Source organism: Planctomycetota bacterium (genome assembly GCA_035384565.1).
GTDB lineage: Bacteria > Planctomycetota > PUPC01 > DSUN01 > DSUN01 > DAOOIT01.
Window position 1 is genome coordinate 43,893 of record DAOOIT010000005.1, and the last position, 22,443, is coordinate 66,335.

The 22,443-nt window shown below is 67.6% G+C and carries 19 protein-coding genes; 9 read left to right on the forward strand and 10 right to left on the reverse strand.

What is annotated here, in order from left to right:
• Positions 1-695: 695 nt before the first annotated feature.
• Positions 696-1,754: a DUF2961 domain-containing protein gene (locus PLE19_03170; GenBank protein HPD13918.1), complete on the reverse strand. Its 1,059-nt coding sequence runs from the start codon at positions 1,752-1,754 to the stop codon at positions 696-698.
• Positions 1,755-1,933: 179 nt separating this feature from the next.
• Here PLE19_03170 and PLE19_03175 point away from each other — a divergent pair, with 179 nt between their 5' ends.
• The 3 genes from PLE19_03175 to PLE19_03185 are packed head-to-tail and all read left to right on the forward strand — an operon-like array spanning position 1,934 to position 3,992.
• Positions 1,934-2,248, forward strand: coding sequence for a hypothetical protein (locus tag PLE19_03175; GenBank protein ID HPD13919.1), 315 nt, complete (start codon positions 1,934-1,936; stop codon positions 2,246-2,248).
• A 50-nt stretch (positions 2,249-2,298) separates the two neighbouring features.
• Positions 2,299-3,459, forward strand: a complete 1,161-nt coding sequence (locus tag PLE19_03180) for a serine hydrolase domain-containing protein (GenBank protein HPD13920.1) — start codon at positions 2,299-2,301, stop codon at positions 3,457-3,459.
• 56 nt (positions 3,460-3,515) lie between these two features.
• Positions 3,516-3,992, forward strand: coding sequence for a hypothetical protein (locus PLE19_03185; protein ID HPD13921.1), 477 nt, complete (start codon positions 3,516-3,518; stop codon positions 3,990-3,992).
• A 150-nt stretch (positions 3,993-4,142) separates the two neighbouring features.
• Here the strand turns inward: PLE19_03185 and PLE19_03190 are convergent, their stop codons facing one another.
• From PLE19_03190 to hemL, 7 genes are all read right to left on the reverse strand, one after another.
• Positions 4,143-5,132, reverse strand: a complete 990-nt coding sequence (locus PLE19_03190) for a DUF1080 domain-containing protein (protein ID HPD13922.1) — start codon at positions 5,130-5,132, stop codon at positions 4,143-4,145.
• Positions 5,133-5,221: 89 nt separating this feature from the next.
• Positions 5,222-5,845, reverse strand: a complete 624-nt coding sequence (locus PLE19_03195) for a tetratricopeptide repeat protein (GenBank protein HPD13923.1) — start codon at positions 5,843-5,845, stop codon at positions 5,222-5,224.
• A 73-nt stretch (positions 5,846-5,918) separates the two neighbouring features.
• A complete protein-coding gene (locus tag PLE19_03200; protein ID HPD13924.1) occupies positions 5,919-6,224 on the reverse strand; it encodes a hypothetical protein in 306 nt (101 codons plus the stop codon).
• 30 nt (positions 6,225-6,254) lie between these two features.
• On the reverse strand, positions 6,255-7,127 hold the full coding sequence (locus PLE19_03205) for a type II secretion system protein (GenBank protein ID HPD13925.1): 873 nt from the start codon (positions 7,125-7,127) through the stop codon (positions 6,255-6,257).
• Between the two features lie 90 nt (positions 7,128-7,217).
• The gene (gene gatB, locus PLE19_03210) at positions 7,218-8,717 is read right to left on the reverse strand and encodes an Asp-tRNA(Asn)/Glu-tRNA(Gln) amidotransferase subunit GatB (protein ID HPD13926.1); all 1,500 of its coding nucleotides are present in this window, start codon (positions 8,715-8,717) and stop codon (positions 7,218-7,220) included.
• Positions 8,714-10,204, reverse strand: a complete 1,491-nt coding sequence (gene gatA, locus PLE19_03215; protein ID HPD13927.1) for an Asp-tRNA(Asn)/Glu-tRNA(Gln) amidotransferase subunit GatA — start codon at positions 10,202-10,204, stop codon at positions 8,714-8,716. Before gatA ends, gatB begins: the two co-directional genes overlap by 4 nt.
• A 76-nt stretch (positions 10,205-10,280) precedes the next feature.
• Positions 10,281-11,585, reverse strand: coding sequence for a glutamate-1-semialdehyde 2,1-aminomutase (gene hemL, locus PLE19_03220; GenBank protein HPD13928.1), 1,305 nt, complete (start codon positions 11,583-11,585; stop codon positions 10,281-10,283).
• Between the two features lie 152 nt (positions 11,586-11,737).
• Here hemL and purM point away from each other — a divergent pair, with 152 nt between their 5' ends.
• The 3 genes from purM to PLE19_03235 are packed head-to-tail and all read left to right on the forward strand — an operon-like array spanning position 11,738 to position 15,157.
• Entirely contained in the window at positions 11,738-12,778 is a 1,041-nt protein-coding gene (gene purM / locus PLE19_03225) for a phosphoribosylformylglycinamidine cyclo-ligase (protein ID HPD13929.1), read from the forward strand.
• A 37-nt stretch (positions 12,779-12,815) separates the two neighbouring features.
• The gene (locus PLE19_03230; GenBank protein HPD13930.1) at positions 12,816-13,760 is read left to right on the forward strand and encodes a hypothetical protein; all 945 of its coding nucleotides are present in this window, start codon (positions 12,816-12,818) and stop codon (positions 13,758-13,760) included.
• A 17-nt stretch (positions 13,761-13,777) separates the two neighbouring features.
• Complete coding sequence (locus tag PLE19_03235) at positions 13,778-15,157, forward strand: hypothetical protein (GenBank protein HPD13931.1); 1,380 nt, start codon at positions 13,778-13,780, stop codon at positions 15,155-15,157.
• Here the strand turns inward: PLE19_03235 and PLE19_03240 are convergent.
• The gene (locus PLE19_03240; GenBank protein ID HPD13932.1) at positions 15,154-16,392 is read right to left on the reverse strand and encodes a Gfo/Idh/MocA family oxidoreductase; all 1,239 of its coding nucleotides are present in this window, start codon (positions 16,390-16,392) and stop codon (positions 15,154-15,156) included. The genes PLE19_03235 and PLE19_03240 overlap by 4 nt on opposite strands.
• 240 nt (positions 16,393-16,632) lie before the next feature.
• Positions 16,633-17,763 (reverse strand): Gfo/Idh/MocA family oxidoreductase, encoded by a 1,131-nt coding sequence (locus tag PLE19_03245; GenBank protein HPD13933.1) that lies wholly within the window; start codon positions 17,761-17,763, stop codon positions 16,633-16,635.
• 351 nt (positions 17,764-18,114) lie between these two features.
• Between PLE19_03245 and PLE19_03250 the strand changes: the two genes are divergently transcribed.
• From PLE19_03250 to PLE19_03260, 3 genes are read left to right on the forward strand one after another with little or no spacing between them, the layout of a single operon-like run.
• The gene (locus PLE19_03250; GenBank protein HPD13934.1) at positions 18,115-20,412 is read left to right on the forward strand and encodes an Ig-like domain-containing protein; all 2,298 of its coding nucleotides are present in this window, start codon (positions 18,115-18,117) and stop codon (positions 20,410-20,412) included.
• 12 nt (positions 20,413-20,424) lie between these two features.
• Positions 20,425-21,111, forward strand: a complete 687-nt coding sequence (locus PLE19_03255; protein HPD13935.1) for a hypothetical protein — start codon at positions 20,425-20,427, stop codon at positions 21,109-21,111.
• Positions 21,101-22,105 (forward strand): site-specific DNA-methyltransferase, encoded by a 1,005-nt coding sequence (locus PLE19_03260; GenBank protein HPD13936.1) that lies wholly within the window; start codon positions 21,101-21,103, stop codon positions 22,103-22,105. The genes PLE19_03255 and PLE19_03260 overlap by 11 nt, the downstream gene beginning before the upstream one ends.
• The last annotated feature ends 338 nt before the right edge of the window (positions 22,106-22,443 follow it).

The window sequence follows — 22,443 nt, forward strand, 5'->3', positions numbered from 1 at the left end:
TCCCGCGGGTTGCCAACCCGCGGGAGGTTGGGGTCGGGAGGTTGGGGTTGGACGCAGGAGCGTCCGGATCATCGCCCCCACGCGGAGCGTAGGGGCGAGAAGGAGAAGGTGACGGAGCATAGGGGCGAGAAAGAAAACCTCCGCAAGTGGGACGCTTGCGGCTGCTCTCCCTCGTCCCCGCGCTCACCCCCCTTTTTCCTCGTCCCTACGCTCTGCTCCTTTCTCTCGTCCCAACGCTCTGCGTGGGGACGGGCCTCTTGGCCGCTCCGCGGCCTCTTCGTCAGCGAAAAGAACCTCCCGCGGGTTGCCAACCCGCGGGAGGTTGGGGTCGGGAGGTTGGGGTTGGACGCGGAAGGGCTGTGCCGAGCGGCTGGCGGGCGCCGCCTGCCCATGCTGTATCAACCCTGTGAGGAGGAAGGTGATACAGCATGGGTAGATGGGCGAGAATGGGCGATTCTCGCGGTTCCGGCCATGCTGGCTCATCTGCGGGATGAGCCAGCATGCGGCGGGGAACGCCTTGGAGCGTAAGGCGTTGCGGCATAGCGAGTTATGTGGCGGCCCTCGCCGGCGCCGCAGCACCCGCGCCATGCTTCCCGATGGCGGCTGCGCGGGGGTGCCAAACCCTGATGAGCCCAAGTCCAGATGGCCGTTTCGTGTGCCGCGCGGGGGCCGTCTCGGCGACCCTGCCGCAGCCCTCACCGCGAGTAGCGCTCGTGCACGGCAGGCATGGCGGGGAAGGGGGCGTGCGGCTCGGCCTGGTACCAGTAGGCCACCGAGGCAATGTCGTCGGTGAGCGGCTGGAACTTGCCGCCCGGCCACCAGCCCAGGGCCTGCATCGTGACCTTCAGGTCGCGCTTGAAGCGGATGGGGTCGAGGATGTGCCAGCGGTAGAGGCCGTGCCGCGGCACCTGGCCCTCGGGCTTGCTGTAGAGGGGATAGCCGAGGAACGGGGTCGAGTAGGTCTGCCCGCCGAAGCCCCAGGCGCCGCAGAAGTAGTCCTCGGTGCCCGTGCCGCAGATCGTCGGGAATCGGCCATCGCCGTCCATGTAGAACTTGATCTCGCCCTCGCCCCACCAGCCGTTGGAGAGCTGGGTCCAGGCCATGAAGGTGCCGACGTAGTGCCCCCGCCCCTTCACGCCGTCGAGCAGAACGTGCTCGGGGTACTCGCGGGTGGTGAGCGAGCGGCGCCATTGGGCGTGGAGGTAGGCTGCCTCATCGGGCACGGGCTGGAGGGCGTAGGTGATCTGGTAGAAGAAGCCGCCGATGGCCTCCCAGCGCTGGTTCTCGATGGTCACGCGGGCGCGCCGGCGGAAGGGCATGGGGAAGTAGCAGTTGAAGCCGCCCGAGGGGTTGACGCAGATGGGCAGCGAATTCACGTTGTAGCGCAGCGCGTGGCCGTTGCAGAAGAAGTCGCCCAGGGGCACCTCGATGGAGGGCGCCTCCTCGCCGTCCCAGGCGAAGCGCAGCAGGCAGTCGCGATAGGCCTTGGGGTCCACCGTGATCCAGATGTGCTGGAGGACGCCGGGGCCTTGGATGTCGGCAAGAGTCACGGTCTGGCCCGGCTCGAGGGTGATGCAGGGCCGCACCTTCCAGCCCTGCCCGAGCATGGAGGCGGGGCCTTGGCCATGGGGGTCCTCCTTCGCCCCGCCGCCTTTTTCCCCGGTGGGGTTCTCCGCCGAGATCGAGCGCGTCTCGGCCTCCGACAGCAGCGGCAGCGTTCCGAGGCCCAGGCCCAGGCGAGGCAGTGCGTCCATCCGGCATCCTCCAGCAGCAGGGGGAGTGTCTGGCAACACGCGTGTAGGGTTACCACAGGATCTCTCCGCTGTCAAGACGCGGATGGCCGTCTGCGTGAGAGTCTGCTTGACCCTGTACGCCATCGGGTGTTGACTACATGTAGCAGAGGAGAACGGGCACAGCCGCAGGAGGGTTGGCCATGAGGATGATGCTGAGGGTGAACTTGGCGACCGAGAGGGCCAATGCGTTGGCTCGGGCAGGGAAGCTGTCGAGCACGATTCGCTCGATCCTGGACGACTTGAAGCCCGAGGCCGCCTATTTCGTGGCGGACGAGGGCCAGCGCACGGGCTTCCTGTTCATCAACGTCGCCGACAGTTCGGAGATTCCTCGCATCGCCGAGCCCTGGTTCCTGGCGCTCGATGCAGAGGTGGACCTGCGCCCGGTCATGAACACTGACGACCTGGCCAAGGCCGCCGCGCACATTGACCAGGCCGCGCGCAAGTATGGCGCGTAGGCCGCCGCGCGCTCCTTGACTTCCCCGTACCGCGTGGTATCCTGGCAGGAATGACAGAGGGAGTATCCGCTTCAGTCGTCTGTGCCCTCGCCGCCCTGCTGGCGGTCGCGCCCCGGGCCATCGCCGCGGGGGCGATCGCGGGCACTGAGGGGCCGGCCCCGCTCGCCGACGTGCTCGAGCCCATCCGCGCGAAGCACAAGCTGCCCGCCCTCGCCGCAGCCGTGGTGCTCAAGGGGCAGGTGGTCGCGCTCGACGCTGTCGGCGTGCGGAAGGCGGGCACCGACGTGGCCGTGACGCGGGACGACCAGTTCCACATCGGCTCGTGCACCAAGGCGATGACGGCCACGCTCGTCGGCCTCCTGGTCGAGCAGGGGAAGCTGAAGTGGGAGACGACCCTGGCCGAGGCGCTGCCCGGCCTCGCCGAGGCCATGCACCCCGACTTCCGCCCCGTGACGATCCGCCAGCTCCTCTGCCATCGCGGCGGCGTCCACCCCAACCTGCCCGAGGGCAAGTCGTGGGCCGACGCCGCGCAGGGCGACACGCCGCGCGAGCAGCGCGCCCACTTCGCCCGCGCCCACCTCACCCAGCCGCCCGCGTACAGGCCGGGCACAAAGTACCAGTACTCCAACGCGGGCTATGGCATCGTGGGCGCCGTCCTCGAGCAGCTCACCGACACCCCCTTCGAAACGCTGATGCGCACGAGGCTCTTCGAGCCGCTGGGCATGGCCTCGGCCGGCTTCGGGGCCATGGGCACGCCCGGCAAGGCGGACCAGCCCTGGCAGCACCGCGTGAACGAACGGGGCGAGGCCGTGGCCATCGAGCCCGGGCCGCGGAGCGACAACCCCGACCCCCTCGGCCCCGGCGGCAAGGTGCACTGCTCGCTGGCCGACTGGGCGAAGTTCGTGATGGAGCACCTGCCCACCAGCCCGCGCTCGCCCCGGCTGCTGAAGCCTGAAACCCTGGCCACGCTGCACGAGCCGCCCGAGGGCGGCGTCTATGCCCTCGGCTGGAACGTGATGGGCCGCCCCTGGGGCGGCGGCCGCGTGTTCATGCACGCCGGCAGCAACACGATGAACTACGCGGTGGCCTGGCTGGCCCCACTGCGCGACTTCGCCGTGCTGGTCGCGACCAACCAGGGCAACGGCGGCGCCGAGAAGGCCGTGGATGAAGCCGCGGGAGCGCTCGTGCGCAAGTTCCTGGAGCCCCGATGACCACCCGCCGCCGCATCCCCCGCGAGCAGAGGGACTGAGAGCACGCCGAGCCGGCCGTGCGCGTGTGGGTGCAGTACGCCGAGCGCAAGTTCGGCGTCGAGTTCCGCCACCACGAGTGCCAGGTGCATCTCGACGAACTCGTCGCCACCCAGTCCGAGATCGAGCGGGTCAAATACCAGCTCGTCCGCGACGAGGGCTATCGCGCCGACGAGCCGATCATGGTCTACCGCGGCCGCCTCGGCACACCGTTCATCGTGGACGGCCACACCCGCGCCCGCGTGAAGTGGGACCTCGGGGAGCGCGTGGTGACGGCCATCGTGCTCTCGGCGACGAACGTGGAGCTCGACGCGGAGTTCGCCCGTATCGCCGAGGCCGTAGGCGGCGGCAAGCCGATGCACATCCGCGACGTGCCGGTGGTGGACCGCATCGGCGAGGGCACCGAGGCCTGGGCGAAACGCCGCGCCGAGCTGCACCGCGAGCGCGAGCGCGGCCTCGCCCGCAAGCGCGCCGCCTCCCAGCAGCGCCAGAAGTAGCCGCCACCGCCGCCCCACCCAGGCCGAGCGAGCAGCCGCCCCGAGCCTCTCGCGGGGCGCGGCGCACTTCTCCTGCGGCCCCCAGGCCCCGAACGCGCCGGCGCGCTCCGCCCGCGTGCACTGCCGGGCTTCGCCACTCGGGGGGTGAGCCTACATTTCGCCCTTGGTTTCGACGACCCAGATGTTGCGGTACTGGACCGGGTTGCCGTGGTCCTGAAGGTGGATGCCGCCCGGCTCCTTGGGGTCGCCGCCCCAGTGCGCGGCCGTGGGGTTGGGCACCTCGGTCTTGTCCTGCACCAGCACGCCGTTGTGGAGAACGGTGAGGGTGGCGTTCTTGATCTTCTTCCCCTCGGCGTCGAAGCGCGGGGCGGTGAAGGTGATGTCGTAGGTCTGCCATTGCATGGGCGGAGCGCACATGTTGACGAGGGGCCGCCCGCAGCCGTAGATGCCGCCGCACTCGTTGCTCTCGCCCGAGAGGCCATAGCTATCGAGCACCTGCACCTCGTAGCGTCCCTGGAGGTACACGCCGCTGTTGCCGCGGCCCTGGCCGCGGGCCTTGGGCATGAAGGGGGTGCGGAACTCGAGGTGGAGCTTGCAGTCGCCGAACCTCTTGCGCGAGATGACGCCGCCGCCGCGCACCTCCATCGCCTTCTCCTCGGGCAGGAGCTTCCAGGGGCTGTCCTTGCCGTCGCGGGTCTGCCACTCGTCGAGGCAGGTGCCGTCGAAGAGCACCACGGCGCCCTGCGGCGGCTTGGCGCCCAGCGTGGGCGAGAGGCGCACGACCTTCTTCATCTCGAACGTGCCGCCGGGCGTGCCCTGGATGGTTCCCGTGAATCGCTCGCCCTCGATCGTGCCCGTCCACTCGGTGCCTTTGAGCTTGCCGTCGGCGGCCTTGCCACTGAACGCCACCTTGCCCTCGGCCTCCTTGCCCTGGAGGACGACGAGGGCGGGAATGCGCTTGTCGAACTCGTCGAGCAGATTGGCCTGATAGGCGCCGTCGCCGAGCGCGATCACCTGGGCCACGAGCGGCGCCTGGGCGCCGTTGGCCGACTTCCACGTGCCCTGCCAGTCGCCCATCGCGGCGTCTTGGGCGAGGGCGCTGCCCGCCATCAGAGCCACGGCTGCCAGCACGGTGCGCATCGTCTGCCTCCTGTCGTGTGAGGGAACTTGCCTGGGCCGCGGTGCTAGGGTACTGGCCGAGGCCGCGCGTGTCAAGCGAGCGAGGGTTCTCAGGGGGCTTTGGCCTTGGGCGCGGCGGGGCCGGGGCCGAGCGCGCCGAGCAGCGCCTTGGCGCTCTCGACGAAGGGCGAGGAGGGGAACTTGGCGACGACCTCGGAGAGCCGCAGGCGCGCGAGCTCCGGCTGGCCGATCCGCAGCAGGCTCTCGCCCCCCCAGAGCAGCGCGAGCGGGCGGAAGGGCGACTCGGGGTGGCGGCGCAGGAACAGCTCGTAGCCGTCGGCCGCCTCCTTGGGGCGTTTGGCCAGGGTGTGGCATTGGGCGATGCGCAGCAGGGCCATTTCGGCCGGGCCCCCCTCGGGCCAGCTCTCGAGGAAGTGGGTGTAGGCGGCGATGGCGGCGTCGAAGAGCGATTCGCTGGCGAGCGTTTCCCCAGCCTCGAGCAGGCGGAGCGCGTCGGGGTCGGCCGGCGTCGTCCGCTCGTTGAGCGGGGGCCATAGGGGCGCACGCTCGGGCCCGCCTGCCGTCCCTTTGCCGGGCGAGCCGGCCGGCCGCGTGAGCTTGGGCCGGGAGCGTGAGGCGGCGGCGCCGATCGGGGCGGTGAGGAACCGCACCGTGGCGCCCAGGATGACCAGGAGCGCCAGGATCAGGACGACGATGAGCTCTTTCCTCGCCATGCTCGGCGACCCTGAGGGGGCGGAGCGGCCGGTTCCCGAGGCGCACCCAGGCTACCAGAAGCGTCGCGGGCGCTCAAGGGCCGGGCGTGGCCGGCTCGGCGCCGCGGGGGTCCAGGGGCGCGCGCACGTAGCGCCGCTGGCAGGCCATGCAGAGGTCGAATCGGAACTCCTTGTAGACGCTCTCCTCGAGTTCCTCGGGGTCGGCGTGCCGCAGGCGCGCGAGGAGGGCGCGGAGCTCGCCTCGCGTGTCGCGCCGGAGGTCGTCGGGGGTGAGCTCCAGCGGGTCGTAGGCGGCGTAGACCTGGATGCGCGCCTCGTAGCGGGCCGGCTCATCGGCCAGGAGGGGCTTGCCGCACAGGTCGCAACTCAGGTGGTCCATCGAAGCCCGGCGCCGGTGCGCCGCACGGGGTCACTGGGGCTTCTCGGAGAGCCAGTACCAGCAGTTCTTGTCGTGGATGGCGGTGAGCGTGAGCCCCTGGGCGTGGCCGTCGAAGAAGGCCCAGTTGCACTTGCGGTTGTCCATTCTGCCGGAGCCGTGGCGCGCGACGACCTCGCCGGCGTAGATGCTGCCGCTCTTCGTGAAGTCGGTGGCGAGGCGCGGGTACTTGGGCTTGACGGCCCAGTGGCTGTCCCAGTTCTCGCCGATGTAGAGGGTGTTGGTGGCGTCGGGGATAACGTCAATGTGGCCCGCCGCGATGCGCCCGTCGTCGGCGTCGGGGTCGCGCAGCCGCTGGGGATTGGTGAACATGGCGGTGTAGGCATTCATCCCGTAGTACTGCATGCCCACGGCGCTGTAGGGCGGCGGGCTGTAGACGACCGTGCACTTGAGCACGGCGTAGAGGTCCTCGAAGGCGGCCTTGACCTCGTAACTGCCGCCCTTGGCTTTGAGCGCATCGCTGACCTCGACGCCGCGCGCGCCCAGGTAGGGGATGATCTTGCCGCGCCAGTTGTGGGACTTGTACCAGTAGTACGTCGTGCCGCTGTCGGTCACCTCGGTGCGGTCGCCGTAGTAGTAGGTGGCGTTGTCCACCGAGTCCCTGGGCTGGGTATCGGCATAGGGCGGCGAGGGGAGCCAGCCTTCGTGGCCCACCGAGTAGGTGATGATGGCCTTCACGACCTGGCCGACGTTGGACAGGCAGCGGGCCGCTCGGGCCGCGGCGCCGCCCGAGAGCAGGGCGGGCATGAGCATGGTGGCCACCAGCATGATCAGGGCGATCACCACGAGGAGCTCGATCAGGGTGAACGCGGACCGTCGGCGACGCGATCTGTGTCCGAAATGCATCATCCGCTCCTAGTTGGGCTCAGCGGGGGCGTGCGGCGGGCGTCGTGCCTCCATGAACATGTTACCATAACGCCAGGGTTTTGCAAGCGCCTATGCCGGGAGATCGGCCAGCTTCTTCGCAATGAGCTCGCCGACCACCTGGGGATTGGCCTTGCCGCGCGTGGCTTTCATCACCTGGCCCATCAGGAAGCCCTGGGCCTGCTTCTTCCCCTCGCGCAGGTCAGCGGCGGCTTTGGGGTTCTCCCGGAGCACTCGGAGGACGACGGACTCGAGTTCCGCGGTGTCCGAAATCTGCCGCAGACCGCGGCTTTCGATGATCTCCGGGGCGCGGCGGCCGGTGGCCGCCATCTCGGCGAAGACCTCCTTGCCCGTGTTGGGGGCGATGGTGCCCGCGCTCACGAGCCCCATCAGTTCCACCAGCGCCGCCGGCGGCACGGCCAGTTCCCCGATGGCAAGGCTGCGCGTCTTCAGCTCGCGCAGAACCGGGCCCATCACCCAGTTGCTCGCGGCCTTCGGCTCCGCGCCCAGCGCGACGCAGGACTCGAAGTAATCCGCCAACGCTCTGTCGGCCACGAGCACGCCGGCATCGTAGTCGGGCAGGCCCAAGGCCGCAACGAATCGCCGCCGCCGGGCGGGGGCCATTTCGGGCAGTGAGGCCCGCACGCGTTCCAGCCACGCCTCGTCGATCTCCACGGGCACGAGATCGGGCTCGGGGAAGTAGCGGTAGTCCTGCGCCTCCTCCTTCGAGCGCATGGGAGCCGTGCGGCCGGCCGCGTCGTCCCACAGCCGCGTCTCGCGGGCGACCTGTTCGCCGTGGGCCAGGCGGTCCGACTGCCGCCGGGCCTCGTATTGGAGGGCGCTGGCGACCGCTTTCATCGAGTTGACGTTCTTAATCTCCACCCGGTTGCCGTACTCGCGTGCGCCCACGGGCCGCAGCGAGATGCTGGCCTCGAAGCGCAGCGAGCCCTCCTGCATCTTGCAGTCGCTCACGCCCAGGTAGAGGAGCATGCTGGCCAGCGTTTCCATGTAGACGGTGGCTTCCTCGACGCTTCGCAGGTCGGGCTCGGTTACGATCTCCACGAGCGGCGTGCCCGCGCGGTTGAGGTCCACCAGTGTCGCGCCGGCCAGCGCCGCGCGCTCCGCCTCCGACAGGTCGAACAGGGTGGTCTGCTGTAAGTCCTCAGGGTGCAAGAGCTTGCCGGCATCCTCTTCGATGTGGACGTTGTGGATTCGCACGCGCCGAGTGCGCCCGCCCACGTCGAGGTCCACATGGCCATTGACGCCGAGGTTCCGGTAGTTCTGCGAGATCTGGTAGTTCTTCGGCAGGTCGGGGTAGTAGTAGTTCTTGCGGTCCAGCGCCGTGTTTCGGCTGATCGAGCAATTGAGCGCGAGGGCGGTCTTCAGGGCGTGCTCGAATGCCGTGCGGTTCAGGACGGGCAGCACCCCCGGGTGGCCGGTGCACACGGGGCACGTCTGGGTGTTGGGCGGTGCGCCGAAGCGGGTGCTGCATCCGCAGAAGAGCTTGGTCTTTGTGGCCAGGTGCGCGTGGGCTTCCAGGCCGATGACCACCTCGTAGGTGCTCTCGCTCACAGCGGCGGCCTCCGCAGATGGTGGTCGGTGGCCCGCTCGTGCGCGCGGGCGAGTTGCAGGAGGCCCAACTCATCGAACGGCTTGCCCAGAAGCTGGAGGCCGATGGGCAGGCCCCCGCTCGTGAAACCACAGGGCACGGCGATGCCGGGGATGCCGGCGAGGTTGCACGAGATCGTAAACACGTCTCCCATATACATTTGCAGCGGATCATCGGCCCTCTCACCCACGCGGAAGGCCGCCGTGGGCGCAGTGGGGCAGGCGATGGCATCCACCTTCTTGAACGCCTCGTCGAAATCCCGCTTGATCAGCGATCGCACCTTGGAGGCCTTGAGGTAGTAAGCGTCGTAGTAGCCGCTACTTAGGGCGTAAGTTCCGAGCAGGATGCGGCGCTTGACCTCGGGTCCGAAGCCCTCGGCCCGCGACCGCGAGACCATCTCGATCAGATCCGCCTGGTCACCGGCGCGGTGGCCGTAGTGCGCGCCATCGTAGCGCGCCAGGTTCGAGCTGGCCTCGGCCGTGGCGATCACGTAGTAGACCGCCACGGCGTAAGCCGATAGGCTACCATTCTTTACGTCAATCCTGCTGTGCGGCAGCGATATCTCGGTTACCTCGGCGCCCTGCCCCGCCAGCACCTCGACCGCATGACGCACAGCGCCCTCCACGTCGCGGTCCATGCCCTCGATGAAGAACTCCCGCGGCAAGCCGATTCGGCGGCCACGGATGTCAGCCTCCAGTTGCCCAACGTAGTCGGGCACGGGCTCGGGGGCGGAGGTGGAGTCGCGCGGATCATGCTGCGCGATGACGCCAAGGAGGAGCGCCGCATCGGTCACATCGCGTGTCATCGGGCCGACCTGGTCGAGCGATGAGGCGAAGGCGATCAGGCCGTAACGCGAGACGCGGCCATAGGTTGGCTTCATGCCCACCACGCCGCAGAAGCTGGCCGGCTGGCGGATGGAGCCGCCCGTGTCGGAGCCGAGGGCCATCGCCGCCTCGCCGGCGGCCACGGCCGCGGCCGACCCCCCGCTCGAGCCGCCGGGCACTCGGTCGAGGTCCCACGGGTTCCGCGAGGCGCCGAACGCTGAGTTCTCGGTGGACGAGCCCATCGCGAACTCGTCGAGATTGGTCTTGCCGACGGGCACGGCCCCCGCGGCAAGGGCTCGCTCGACCACGGTGGCGTTGTAGGGCGGCACGTAGCTGGCCAGCATCTTCGATGAGCACGTGGTGCGGGTGCCGGCCGTACACAGGTTGTCCTTGATGGCGATCGGGATGCCGCACAGCGCCCCGGGCTTCTCGCCTCTGGCCAGCGCCGCGTCAATTTCCCGTGCCCGCCGCAGCGCCCCTTCGGCGTCCACCGACACGAAGGCGTGGAGCTTGCCCTCCACCGTCCCGATGCGCTCCAGGCATGCCCTCGCCGCCGCCTCGGCCGTCAAGCCGCCGGCGACGATCTTCTCGCGTATCTGGTGTCCGGTCAGTTCGTGGGGTGTCAAGGTTCAGCCCAGCCCCTTTGCCTTCTCTGCTCGCTCTCTTCGTCCTCTCCGCTCTGCGTGCCCTGCGTGAGACTCTTCACGCCTTCGCGATCACGCCGAGAACCTCCTGTGCCGCCGCGATGGTGGCGTCAATATCCGCCTCGGTGTGCGCGGCGGAGACGAAGCCTGTCTCGAACTGCGAGGGGGCGAAGTAGAAGCCCCGGTCGAGCATGCCGTGGAAGAAGGCGGCGTAACGCCTGACATCTGCTCGCTTTGCGTCGGCATAGCTCCACACAGGGCCTGGACAGAAGAAGGTGCAGAACATGGACTGCACCCCGACGCCATGCGTCGTGAGGCCAGCCTTGGCGGCGGCCTCGGCCATGCCGCGGCACAGCCGTTCGCAGAGAGCGTTGATCCTCTGGTAGACCGCGCCATCGCGGAGGCGCTCCAGCGTGGCCAGGCCCGCCGCCACGGCGATGGGGTTGCCCGACAGCGTGCCCGCCTGATACGTCGCGCCTACGGGGGCCACATGGTCCATAATGTCCGCCCGTCCGCCATAGGCACCCACGGGCAGCCCGCCGCCGATGATCTTGCCCAGGGTCGTCAGGTCGGGCGTCACGCCGTAGAGCGCCTGCGCCCCGCCCCAGGCTGCACGGAAGCCCGTGATCACCTCGTCGAAGATGAGCAGAATCCCGCGCTTCCTCGTGACCTCCCGCAGTCCTGCCAGGTAGCCGGGCTTCGGGGGGATCAGCCCGACGTTGGCCGCGATCGGCTCGATGATGATGGCCGCGATCTCTTTGCCGCGGGCGTCGCACAGGGCCTTCACCGCATCCAGGTCGTTGTAAGGCAGCACGAGCGTGTGCCGAGCGAAGTCGGCCGGCACGCCGGGCGAGGTGGGGATGCCGAACGTCAACGCCCCCGACCCCGCGGCCACCAGCAGGCCGTCGGCGTGGCCGTGGTAGCAGCCGTCGAACTTCACAATCGCGTCGCGGCGCGTGAAGGCCCGGGCCAGGCGGATCGCGCTCATCGTCGCCTCGGTGCCCGAGTTCACCAGCCGCACCTTCTCGATGGACGGCACGGCCTCGACGAGCAGTTCGGCGAGGCGCGTCTCGGCCAGCGTGGGCGCGCCGAAGCTCGAGCCCTTCTCGGCCGCCGCCTTCACCGCCGCCACCACCTCGGGCGCGGCGTGGCCCAGAATCAGCGGGCCCCACGACGCCACGTAATCCACGTACGCGTTGCCGTCAATATCCGTCAGCCGGCAGCCCTGGCCGCTGGCCATGAAGACCGGCGTGCCGCCCACGCCCCCGAACGCCCGCACCGGGCTGTTCACCCCGCCAGGGATCAGCTTGCGCGCCGCCTCGAAGGCCGCCGCCGACTTCGCATGCTCTTGCCTCTCGCCCATACGGTTTCCTCGCCCGGCCGGGTTGGGAGTCGCGGATGCGACCGATCATACCCCGCTGGGCGCTCGCAGTCAAACGGGCCGCCTGGCACTTGGCATCCCTCCCCTCGCCGGATACAATGGCGGCGCCCCTGAACACGAAAGGCGCCGCCCCCATGGACGACAAGCTTTCCTACCAGAAGTCCGGCGTGGACATTGATGTGGCCGACGCGACGAAGCGCGCGATGGCCAGGAGCCTGGAGACCCGCGACCCCCGCGTGCTCAACCGCCTGGGCGCCTTCGCATCGCTCTTCGACGCGTCCTTCCCCGACCTCCGGCACCCCGTGCTCGTCCTCAAGATCGAGGAGCCGGGCAGCAAGCAGAAGCTCGCCTTCCAGCACCGCCGCCCCGTCGGCATCGCCTACGACCTCATCAACCACCTGGTCAACGACATCATCGTACTGGGCGCGCGGCCCCTGGCAGTCCTCGACGTCATCATCTGCGGCAAGCTCGAGAAGGACGTCGTCGCGCAGTTCGTGGACGCCCTGGCCAAGGCCTGCCGCGAGCAGGACTGCTCGCTCGTGGGCGGCGAGACCAGCGAACAGCCGGGCGTGGTCGAGGCGGGCGTCTACGTGCTGGCCGCCAGCATCGTGGGCGTGGCGGACCGCGACCGGGTGATTGACGGCTCGAAGATCGCCCTCGGCGACACCGTGCTGGCCGTCGCCTCCAACGGCCTCCACACCAACGGCTACTCCCTCGTCCGCGCCCTGATGGCGAAGAAGCCAGGGATTCTGGAGAAGCAGGTCGGCGGCGAGAGCTTCCTCGACGCCATTCTCCGCCCCCACAAGTGCTATTGGCAGCCGTTCCGCGACCTCTTCGCCTGGCCCGAGCTGCACGGCCTGGCCCACATCACGGGCAGCGGCATCGCCGGCAACCTCAACCGCATCCTCCCCCCTGGCCTCGACGCCTCGATAGACCTCTCCGCCATCCGCGTCCTGCCCCTCTTCAAGCTCATCCGCGGCGAGGGCGGCGTGGAGGACAGCGACATGCTCCGCACCTTCAACCTGGGCGTGGGCATGACCCTCGTCGTCGCCCCCTCCGCCGTCCCCCGCATGCAAGCCCACCTCGCCGCCAAGGGGTGTGAGAGCTATCCCATTGGGGAGATTGTCGAGGGGAGGCAGGAGGTCACATACCGTGGCAGCATCCAGTGGTCATAGGACCTGGGCAACCCAATACCGTGCCAGGAGCGCTTCAATGCGGAAGTGGTCTGTGTGGGCACTCTCAGCCGTCGCAGTCGCGCTCGCGTTCACCCCGGGCCCCTCGCCCGCCGGCGAGGCCGATCCCTGGGCGGGCGAAAACGACGAGACTCGTGAGAAAATGGAGGAACTGGCGGAGGAGGAGATCACGGGGCGACTCGACGACGAGCAGCGCGACATGGTCCACAAGTACTGGGCCAGCCATCTGCGCCGTTGCGCGATGGACGGCGTGGACTCGGCCCGCTACTCGATCGCGGAGCTGAAGCTCCAGCGCGGCGATGCCAAGGGCGCCGTGGCGGCGCTGGGCGAGATCGCGGCCAGCACGGCGAACGCCGAGGTGCGCAGCCTCGCTCACCTGAACCTCGGCGAAATCCACCGCCGGCACCTCAACGACGCCGATGGGGCGGTGAAGCACTATCTCCAGGTGGCGGGCGTCCAGCGGCACATGGCCCGCCACTGCCTGCTGCGCATGTGCGACGAGATGGGCAAGGCCGACGTGGCGGCGAAGGCCGTGGAGGCCATCCTGCCCGGCGTGAAGGAGAAAGGCGAGAAACTCGCCCTCCTCCACCAGCTCGCCGCGCTCTACAGGCGCCTGAACCAGGCCGACCAGGCCCTGGCCACCTACGAGCGCATCGCCAAGGAGTTCACTGCCGCCGACGCCAGGGAGATGCGCGAGGCGGCGGTGCGCGAGGTGCGCGAGGCCGTGGACAAGATGATCGCCCTGCGCCAGCGCGACCGCGACGGCGATGATGAGGCCGCCGAGAGGATTGCGGAGCAGCTCGAGGCCCGCCGCCGCGAGCTTCGCCTCGCCCGTCGGATGGACGAGTTGAAGGCCTTCGAAGAAGCCATGGAGCAGGGCGAAGCAAAGCTGCGCAAGGCCGAAGAACAGCGCGAACGCCGCGAAGAAGAGAAGGACGCCCCCAAGAAGGAGGGGGAACTGTAAGAGCGCACAATGGGGGAATGACGGTGCCGAAGCCCACGATTCTGGTTCTCGGGCTCCTGGCGTCCTTCGCCTCCGCGACGGAGCCCTGCCGCATCGAGGTGGTGGAGAAGGGCAGCGGCTGGCCCGTGCCGCTGGTCGAACTCCGCACGACGCATCAGGTGCGATTCCTCACCGACAATGCGGGCGTGATCGCCTTCGACCTGCCCGAGCTGATGGGGCGCGAGACGTGGTTCGACGTGCTCGGCCACGGCTACGAGGCGCCCAAGGACGGCTTCGGCTACCGGGGCGTCCGCCTCACGCCTCAGCCCGGCAAGACGCTCAAGGTCGAGGTGGCGCGCACCATCATCGCGAAGCGCCTCGGCCGGCTGACGGGCGGCGGCCTCTTCGCCGAGAGCCAGAAGACGGGGCGCGAGGGCGACTGGCCCGAGTCGGGCGTGCTGGGCTGCGACAGCGTGCAGAACGCCGTCCATCGCGGCAAGCTCTTCTGGGCCTGGGGCGACACCACGCTGGCGCACTACCCCCTCGGCATCTTCCACATGAGCAGCGCCACCACGGCGCCCCAGCCGCTCGCATCGTTCGAGCCGCCCGTGCGGCTGAAGTTCGACTACTTCCGCGACGCCCAGGGCCGCCCCCGCGGCGTAGCGCAGATGCCGGGCACCGGCCCCACCTGGGTGAGCGGCTACGTGAGCCTGCCCGACAAGAGCGGCGCCCCCCGCCTCGTGGGCGCGTACGTGAAGATCAAGCCGCCGCTCGAAGCCTACGAGGCCGGCCTGTGTGTGTGGAACGATGCGGCCTCGGCCTTCGAGCGGCACAGGGTCGTCTGGACGAAGTCCGACGCCGAGCCGAAGAAGCCGCCGCTGCCCGAGGGCCATCCCGCCCTGTGGAAGGACGCGGCGGGCCAGGAGTGGGTGCTCTTCGGCGACCCGTTGCCGAGGCTCCGCTGCCCCGCGACGTTTGAGGCGTGGGGCGACCCGTCGCAGTGGGAGCCGCTCACGCCGCAGGAGAGCCTGGTCGCCGCCTCCGATGGCAAGCCCGTGAAGCCCCACAGCGGCTCCATCGCGTGGAACGCCTTCCGCAAGCGCTGGGTGACCGTGTTCATGCAGCACTTCGGCCAGCCGTCGGCCTTCGGCGAGCTGTGGTACGCGGAGGCCGACTCGCCCACCGGCCCCTGGGGCAAGGCGGTGAAGGTGCTCAGCCACGACAACTACACCTTCTACAACCCCCGCCTGCACCCGGAGTTCACGCCCGCCGAGTCGCCGATTCTGCTCTTCGAGGGGACGTATACGCAGCAGTTCGCCGACAAGCCGCACCCGACGCCCCGCTACGACTACAACCAGATTCTCTACCGGCTCGACCTCGACGACCCGGCCCTCAAGCCGGCGCGCCAGGCGCGCTAGAGCGCCCACGGCTCGCGCATGGGCCGCCGCATCAGGCGGTTCGCGTCGGGGTCGTCGAGGAACTGCTCCTTCACGGGGTCCCAGCGCAGCTTGCGGCCGAGGCGAACGGCCAGGTCGCCCACGTGGCTCACGAGGTCGGAGCGCACGGCGTCCTCGATGAAGCTCACGGGGTCCACGCGGGTGCGGACGGCCTCGAGGAAGTTGCCGCCGTGGCTGTGGCTGACGGGCAGGTGGATTTCGTCGGGGCCGATGGGGCTCTTGAGCAGTTCCTCGGGCTCGGCCTTGAGGTAGCCGCGCGAGATGCCCACCCAGCCCTGGGTGCCGATGAAGCGGGTGTGGTCGCCGCCGGGGGTGAAGCGCAGCCGGACGCCGTTGCCGAAGGTGATGCGCACGTCCCAGTCATAGACGGCGTCGTGGCGGCCCTCGGAGGCGATTTTGCCGGTGGCCTCGACCTCCCAGATGCCGGCCTTGTGGATGTCGTAGCCCCACACCAGGATGTCGAGGGGGTGCGCGCCCCAGCCGGCGATGAAGCCCAGGGCGTAGTCGTAGCAGTGATACCAGTTGCCGCCGCCGAGCGGGCAGCCGGTGAACGGCGTCCAGCGCGCGGGGCCGAGCCAGAGGTCGTAGTCGAGTCCCTCGGGCACGGGCATGGGCTTGGTGTTGCCGCCGGGGCCGCTGTTGGGCGCGATGACGATGATCTCTTTGACCTCGCCGATGCGGCCGTTGCGCACGAGTTCGCAGCCGTAGCGGCAGTGGGCGCTCGAGCGCTGCTGGGTGCCGTACTGGAAGATGCGGCCGTAGCGCCGCACGGCTTGCCGGCACACGAGGTCCTCGTGGATGCTGACGCCGAGGGGCTTCTCCACGTACATGTCCTTGCCCGCCTTGGCGGCGGCGACGGCGATGGGCACGTGCCAGTGGTCGGGCGTGCCGATGGTCACGGCGTCGAGGTCCTTGCGGTCGAGCAGTTCGCGGAAGTCGGCGTGCGGCGTGGCGCCCATGCGCTGGGCGAGGTTCTCGCGGCGGTTGCGCCACGTGTCGCACACGGCGAGCACGCGCCCGCAGCCCAGGCCGCCGCCGCGCCCGCCGCAGCCGATCATGCCCACGGCCACCTGGTCGCTGGCGGGCGGCTGCCCCTGCGCGCCCAACGCGCCCGAGGTGAGCGCATACGGCGCCACGAGCCCCGCGCCGCCCAGGGCCAGAAACCCCCGACGACTCATCGCGCTCTTCCCTGCCATCGCCTCACCTCCTGCACTGCCCCCCCCAACCCAAGCAAAGCACATTGCCCTGTGTGATGCAAGTGCGGGGGAGGAAGCCCCTCTTGCAAGAGGGGCTTCCTCCTCCGAGCCCCTACCTTCCCGGGAACTCTCACTCGGGCTGTCGCCTTTGAGCCGCTCAAAGGCGGCAGCCCAATCTGAGAGTTCTTGCGGAGGGGTGCGGGGAGGAGCTTCTTGCAAGAAGCTCCTCCCCACATCTCTTCACACCCGCACCGCTTGGCCGCACTCGCGGCTCTGGATGCCGGCGTGGGCGAGGCGGCTGGCGGCCAGGCCGTCGCGGGCCGTGGCGTTCTCGGGCGTGCGGCCTGTGAGGACGCACTCGGCGAAGTGGTCGAGCGCGGCGAGCCAGCCTTTGTCCACCATGTAATTCCACATCTGGCCGCTCTGGAGGAAGCGCTGGCGTTCGGCGTGGTCGGGGAAGGCCTCGGGGTGCTCGGCCGTGGCGATCTCCCAGGCCGTGCGGCGCATCGCGTAGAGGGCCTCGGCGCCCACCTTGGCGAACAGGTGCTTGTGCGAGTACTCGCGGTCGGGGTGCGAGTGGCCGGCGTAGCGTGCGACCGGCTCGACGCCCCGGAAGCCGAACGCGCGCAGCTCGACGAACTCCTCGACGATCACCGTGCCCTGGTCGCTGATGAGTTCGAGACGTTCCTTCGGCACGTCGGTCGTCACGTAGCCGCTGCTCGTGATCGAGGCCACGCAGCCCGACGCGAAGGTGAGGGTGAAGATCTCATCGTCGTCGCGCGACTTGACGGTGTAGACGGATGCCACCTCGGACCGCGTGAGCCAGCGCAGCAGGTCGAAGACGTGGCAGACCTCGTGGATGACGCGCACGCCGGGCGGGCAGCCGCGCCCCCAGCCGCGGACGTAGGTGTCGCTGATGCGATAGTGGATGTTCCGCGGCCCGCCGTCGCTCCAGGCCAGCTCGGCGGCGCGGCGATAGGCGGGCGCGAAACGGCGATTGAAGTCCACCGCCGCCCACTTGCCGGCCCGCTGCTGCGCGCGAACGACCGCCTCGCAGGCCTCGACGGTCTCGGCGAGAGGCTTCTCGACGTAGACGTGTTTGCCCGCCTCGAGGCACTCGATGGCGAGCGGCGCCTGCTGGTCCTCGCGGGTGGCCACCACCACGGCCTGAATCTCGGGGTCGGCGAGCAGGCGCCGGTGGTCGGTGGTGCGGTGGGGGACGGCGTACTTGTCGGCCATGGCGGCCAGCAGGTCGCCGCGGAGGTCGCAGGCAGTCTTGAGGCGGGCGTGGGGCGCCCGCGCCAGGTTGGGAAGGTGTTGCGACTGCGCGATGCCGCCGACGCCGATGAGGCCGAAGATTGCCTTGTCCATGGCGCCCCCGAGGAATGAGTGCGGGACGGCCTCCCGCTTTCATTCTAGAGTCGGCGCGCCGGATGTCAAGAGATGCAAGAAGGGAGAGACCGCGAATCGGGCGAATCAGGCGAATGGAGACAGAAGAGTCTCACGCAGAGCACGCAGAGGCGGATGGGAAGGGGCCGCAGCGAGGAGAAGGCAAGCACGGAGGGCACGAAGGGGACTTGACCGGCCCCATGTTCTGTCGGCGCCTGTTGTGGCCTTGCGCACGGTCGCTGCCTCACTTGACATCCTCGGCTTGACACGGTATCCTCACCTCACCTTGAGTGGTAGGGTTGGGGCTGTCACACCGGCGCGGAGGTCAGGCACGTGGCAGATTTCAAGTATACGCCAGACGATGAGATCCCGATCCACCGCGAGGGCGCCATCAAGCAGCTCTGTCGCCCCTTCCTCTCGCACGAGAATGGCCTCCCAGAATGGGTGAAGAACTCCGCGGCAGCCTATCTGAGGGATGGGCGGGGACCCGGGGAGCGGGTGGTTGTAGTGCTCTTCTGCCATGGACGGGGGGCAAGGCCGGCCACTATCGCCTGTCTCGATCTCGTGGGCATGACCAGCCTTCAGATAGAGAGAGACTTTAGGCGCTGGGCGGATCCCGAGGCCGCAACGCGTTCATCAGACACCAAAGTGCGCCTCGGGGAACTTGGTGGTCATGGTAACGGCGGGAAATGTTACATGACCCAGATGTTCGAGGACCACTGCCTCCTGTACACCGTCAGGAGCGGCCGGGGCTGTCGGTATGGAGTGGCAGGGGGACACGTCGCTTTCGGCTATGTACCGGACGCCCGGACAGGCAGGGATTTCACGGTGGACGATGTTGCTTCGGAGATCAACATATGCCTGGGAACAGCCGGAGCAACCCTGAGTGATCTGCCGCAAGCTGCTGCTGAGGCGGTCAGAAGGGCATCGGGCTTCTCATTCATATGTGGTTTCAGGCCCCGGGACTATGGTAGCAGAATCCCGGTTCAGAGCCTAGTCGAGAGCCTGCTTTCGCACCCGCAGATGGTCAGCCCGCTGCAGCTTTGCAGCATCTATGTCCTCGCAAACGGACAGGCGTACAATGCCGGGCACCCCTTGTCGTTGCCTGTAATCGAGCCCATGCACGGGTACGAGGAGCCAAGGGTGATCGTGATCCCCGGTTCGCTGAAGGACCCAATGTCGGGGCAAGCAGTTCCGATCACTGCGGAGAATGGCGGCACCCAAGGTAAGCTTGAGATCCGGACGTCGGAGAAGAACATGCGCGTCGGTAGGGGGGGCAAGCGGAAATGGCGCCACACAGTGACATTCCACACGCTGGAATCAGGCGTGATAGGCAGCATCCCGATGACGAGCCTCGTTGTCGACTCCAGCTTCCGGGACTTCATGTACTGCGACTGCTACTTGGAAAGTCTGGATAGATACCAACGCAATGAGCGAGGCGCCTTGGCCGAGAGCCCGTTGACACGTGCCGTGCAAGACTGGATTTCCGGACAGGTTCGCGCATACTGCCGAGAGTTTGAGGTCAGGGAACAGCGAAGGCTGCGAGATCAGGACCGCGACGAACTCAGCCGCATCAACGAGTGGCTTGACCAGTGGAAGAACCAGTTCATGCAGGAGTTCATGCATGGCCTGTATGGACAAGGTGAAGGAGCGGCTCAGCGCGAAAGGGCTAGCCTACCGTCTGGAACACCTGCCTCGATGGAGCTTGGTGGCGTGTACCCCAGAGCCGGCCTGGGGGTCTACTTCAGGCCATCCCTCAGGTTCTTCGACAAGGACCGACGTCGAATCAGGCCGGTCCCCTACAGATGGGTCAGCGAGGATAACAATGTGGCCATGGTCGACGAGGATCTCAACCTGATTCAGACCTTCGCGTTCGGCAAGACAGGAATCTTCGCCCAAACATTGGACGGCCAGCTCTGCTCCAACCAGATTGCTCTGGAAGTCGTGAGGATCATCGATATACGAATCGTCCCCCGAGAACTGGTCGTCCCGGCTGGCACCCGGAACAAGCTCCAGGCAATGTGTCGCCTCCCAGACGGCACGGAGATACCGAACGTTCACTTGACCTGGATGGAGGCGAACTCGGCGGTCGCGAGGGTGAGTTCCAGGGGCATGGTCTACGGTTTTGCCCCGGGCGAGACTGAGGTGACGGCTCTTGATGAGAGCTGCAGATCCGACGCTCCGGCTCGGATCACCATCACGCCGTCGGATGGCAGGGGGGCCGGCAATCAGAGAGGCCGTGGTTTCCCAAGGATCCTGATCTCCGAGATAGACTGCCTCCCTGGCGAGGCTTCGCCACCGCAGTTCCGCAAGGATGAGCCACCCATATGCCAACGTGTCCAGGACACTGATGCAAACGTCTGGTGGATCAACCTGGCCTCACCATTCGCTCGGCTCTACTCCGATCAGGAGGGAGGCTACGGCGTCAAGTCTGAAGCATGGCGCATGTACCACGTCGAACGTCTCATTGACGTGATCATCCAGATCGCGCTGACGCATGGCCCAGATAGCGACCAGTCCCTGGATTCCAACGACTGGGCGTTGCGTGCTGCGGAGATCGAGGCGGAGATTCGGGGCAAGGCCATCGAGTCACTCGTACACTTCATAACCTCTGGCGAAACCGAAGACTGACGGGAAGAGCCAGTGACCGGACAACTCACTATCGGTGATAAGCTCCTTGCTGCTGCACTCGCGCTGGAGCAGTCAGGGAAAAACCACTTCTCGGCAGAGGACCTCGTGGTAATGGCCTGGCATCGGTTCCCACATGCCTTCGGCCTCAGCGGCCACATGGACCAGCATGGGACGCCCATGTACCCTGACTCCAACAGAGTCTACATGGAAATCATGGGAAGCAAGCCCCTACGCAAACAGGGTCTTCTGAGGAAGGTTGGCAGTAAGCTGTACGCGTTGACTGATGCTGGCCGTCAGCGCGCAGCGATGGTATCAGAAACTCCTCAGGAGACGTTGCCTGAGAAGTGGTCGCTTGCCAGAGAGAAGATCGATCAGATACGGAGGCTATTCGATTCGAGAGCCGCTGCCAAGCTCAGAGAAGGGCAACCCGAGGAACTCTCGTTCTTCGATGCGTGTGGCTTCTGGGGGATCAACCCCAGGAGCCGGGCCAAGGATCTGTGGAGCCGTTTCGCACACATCGAAGCGCTTCTTGACGCTGCGATCGAGTCGCTTGGTGACAGGGACCGCGCGGCCTCGCGCCATGGCTCTTCATCATATGGTGTTGAGGACATTCGCACGTTGCGGCGGACACATGACTTCCTCTGCGATAGGTACTCCAGGGAGATCGCCGTGATCAAGGCAAGGACAGATGAACGATAGCCCCGCAGGGCAACAGAACTGCCCACCCATCGAGCCCACGCCATGCTATGAGACGAAGTACGGGGGGGCCTTCTGCGCTAACTCTCTTGAGTTCATGGCCGGCCTCCCGCCGCAGTCGGTGAACCTCGTGCTTACATCCCCGCCGTTCGCATTGCGTAAGAAGAAGTCCTACGGGAACGTCTCAGCTGACCAGTACATCGACTGGTTCATGCCATTCGCTCAGCAGATTCACCGCATCCTGAAACGAAATGGTAGCTTCGTTCTGGATATTGGGGGCTCCTGGAATCAGGGGCAGCCGACGCGGAGCCTCTACCATTTTGAGCTGTTGCTCAAGCTCTGCGGCGAGAAAGGGTTGTTCAGCTTGGCTCAGGAGTTCTACTGGTACAACAGAGCCAAGATGCCAGCTCCCGCCCAATGGGTCACGATCGAGCGTGTCCGCGTGAAAGACGCCGTCCAACCGATCTGGTGGCTTTCGAAGACGCCCCGTCCGTACGCCAGCAACACACGGGTTCTAACTCCGTATTCGAAGAGCATGAGGAACCTGCTGAAGCGGGGGTACAATGCGGGTCCAAGGCCTTCGGGTCATGTAGTGTCAGTGAAGTGGGGCAGAGACCAGGGCGGGGCCATCCCTACGAACCTCATCGAGGCGTCGAACACGAGCAGCAGTGATCCATACCTGAGAGCGTGTAGACAGCACGGGCTCGTTGTACACCCAGCTCGTTTCACAGAGAAGGTCCCCGAGTTCTTCATAAGGTTCCTCACCCGACCGGGCCATCTCGTTCTTGATCCCTTCGCCGGCAGCAACATGGTTGGGGCGGTTGCAGAGAGGCTTCGCCGCCGATGGGTTGCTGTCGAGATCAATAGGGATTACGTGGTAGGGTCCGCCTTCCGCTTCGACGGGGTGGGTGTGTCTTTCGTCGCAGGGGCGCTCTGCCGCGGCGATGTCCCCCAAGGGGCGCAAGCCGCTCCTGCGAAACCGGAGTGTATGTGCTAGCCTCGCTGGGGCGGCTGACACTACTCCCGCCCAGTCGACAACGCCTTCACGAGTCCTCTCTCGGAGCCTCGACGAAGTTCACCCTGAGCGTAGTCGAAGGGCTCGGGCCGGGGTCTCGCGGGCGGGCTCTTCGGCGTCCATCGGTCGTCGGCTTCTTCTCTGCGTGCTCTCGCCGGCGGCCTCTGCTGGCTCTGCGTGAGACTCTTGCCGCCTTGATTCGCGGCGATTGGCGAGATTCGCGGTCGCGGAGCTCATGTGTGCTTGGGAGCTAAGTTGTAAGTTGCGGCCTGACCCCCTGGGGCGCGAAAACCGGGAAGTCTGGGAGACTCTGGGAGACT

Coding starts and splice junctions, on each gene's coding strand:
- PLE19_03170 (HPD13918.1), bottom strand. CDS start 1,754: ATGGACGCACTGCCTCGCCTGGGCCTGGGCCTCGGAACGCTGCCGCTG.
- PLE19_03175 (HPD13919.1), top strand. CDS start 1,934: ATGAGGATGATGCTGAGGGTGAACTTGGCGACCGAGAGGGCCAATGCG.
- PLE19_03180 (HPD13920.1), top strand. CDS start 2,299: ATGACAGAGGGAGTATCCGCTTCAGTCGTCTGTGCCCTCGCCGCCCTG.
- PLE19_03190 (HPD13922.1), bottom strand. CDS start 5,132: ATGCGCACCGTGCTGGCAGCCGTGGCTCTGATGGCGGGCAGCGCCCTC.
- PLE19_03195 (HPD13923.1), bottom strand. CDS start 5,845: ATGGCGAGGAAAGAGCTCATCGTCGTCCTGATCCTGGCGCTCCTGGTC.
- PLE19_03200 (HPD13924.1), bottom strand. CDS start 6,224: ATGGACCACCTGAGTTGCGACCTGTGCGGCAAGCCCCTCCTGGCCGAT.
- PLE19_03205 (HPD13925.1), bottom strand. CDS start 7,127: ATGCATTTCGGACACAGATCGCGTCGCCGACGGTCCGCGTTCACCCTG.
- hemL (HPD13928.1), bottom strand. CDS start 11,585: ATGGGCGAGAGGCAAGAGCATGCGAAGTCGGCGGCGGCCTTCGAGGCG.
- purM (HPD13929.1), top strand. CDS start 11,738: ATGGACGACAAGCTTTCCTACCAGAAGTCCGGCGTGGACATTGATGTG.
- PLE19_03230 (HPD13930.1), top strand. CDS start 12,816: ATGCGGAAGTGGTCTGTGTGGGCACTCTCAGCCGTCGCAGTCGCGCTC.
- PLE19_03235 (HPD13931.1), top strand. CDS start 13,778: ATGACGGTGCCGAAGCCCACGATTCTGGTTCTCGGGCTCCTGGCGTCC.
- PLE19_03240 (HPD13932.1), bottom strand. CDS start 16,392: ATGGCAGGGAAGAGCGCGATGAGTCGTCGGGGGTTTCTGGCCCTGGGC.
- PLE19_03245 (HPD13933.1), bottom strand. CDS start 17,763: ATGGACAAGGCAATCTTCGGCCTCATCGGCGTCGGCGGCATCGCGCAG.
- PLE19_03260 (HPD13936.1), top strand. CDS start 21,101: ATGAACGATAGCCCCGCAGGGCAACAGAACTGCCCACCCATCGAGCCC.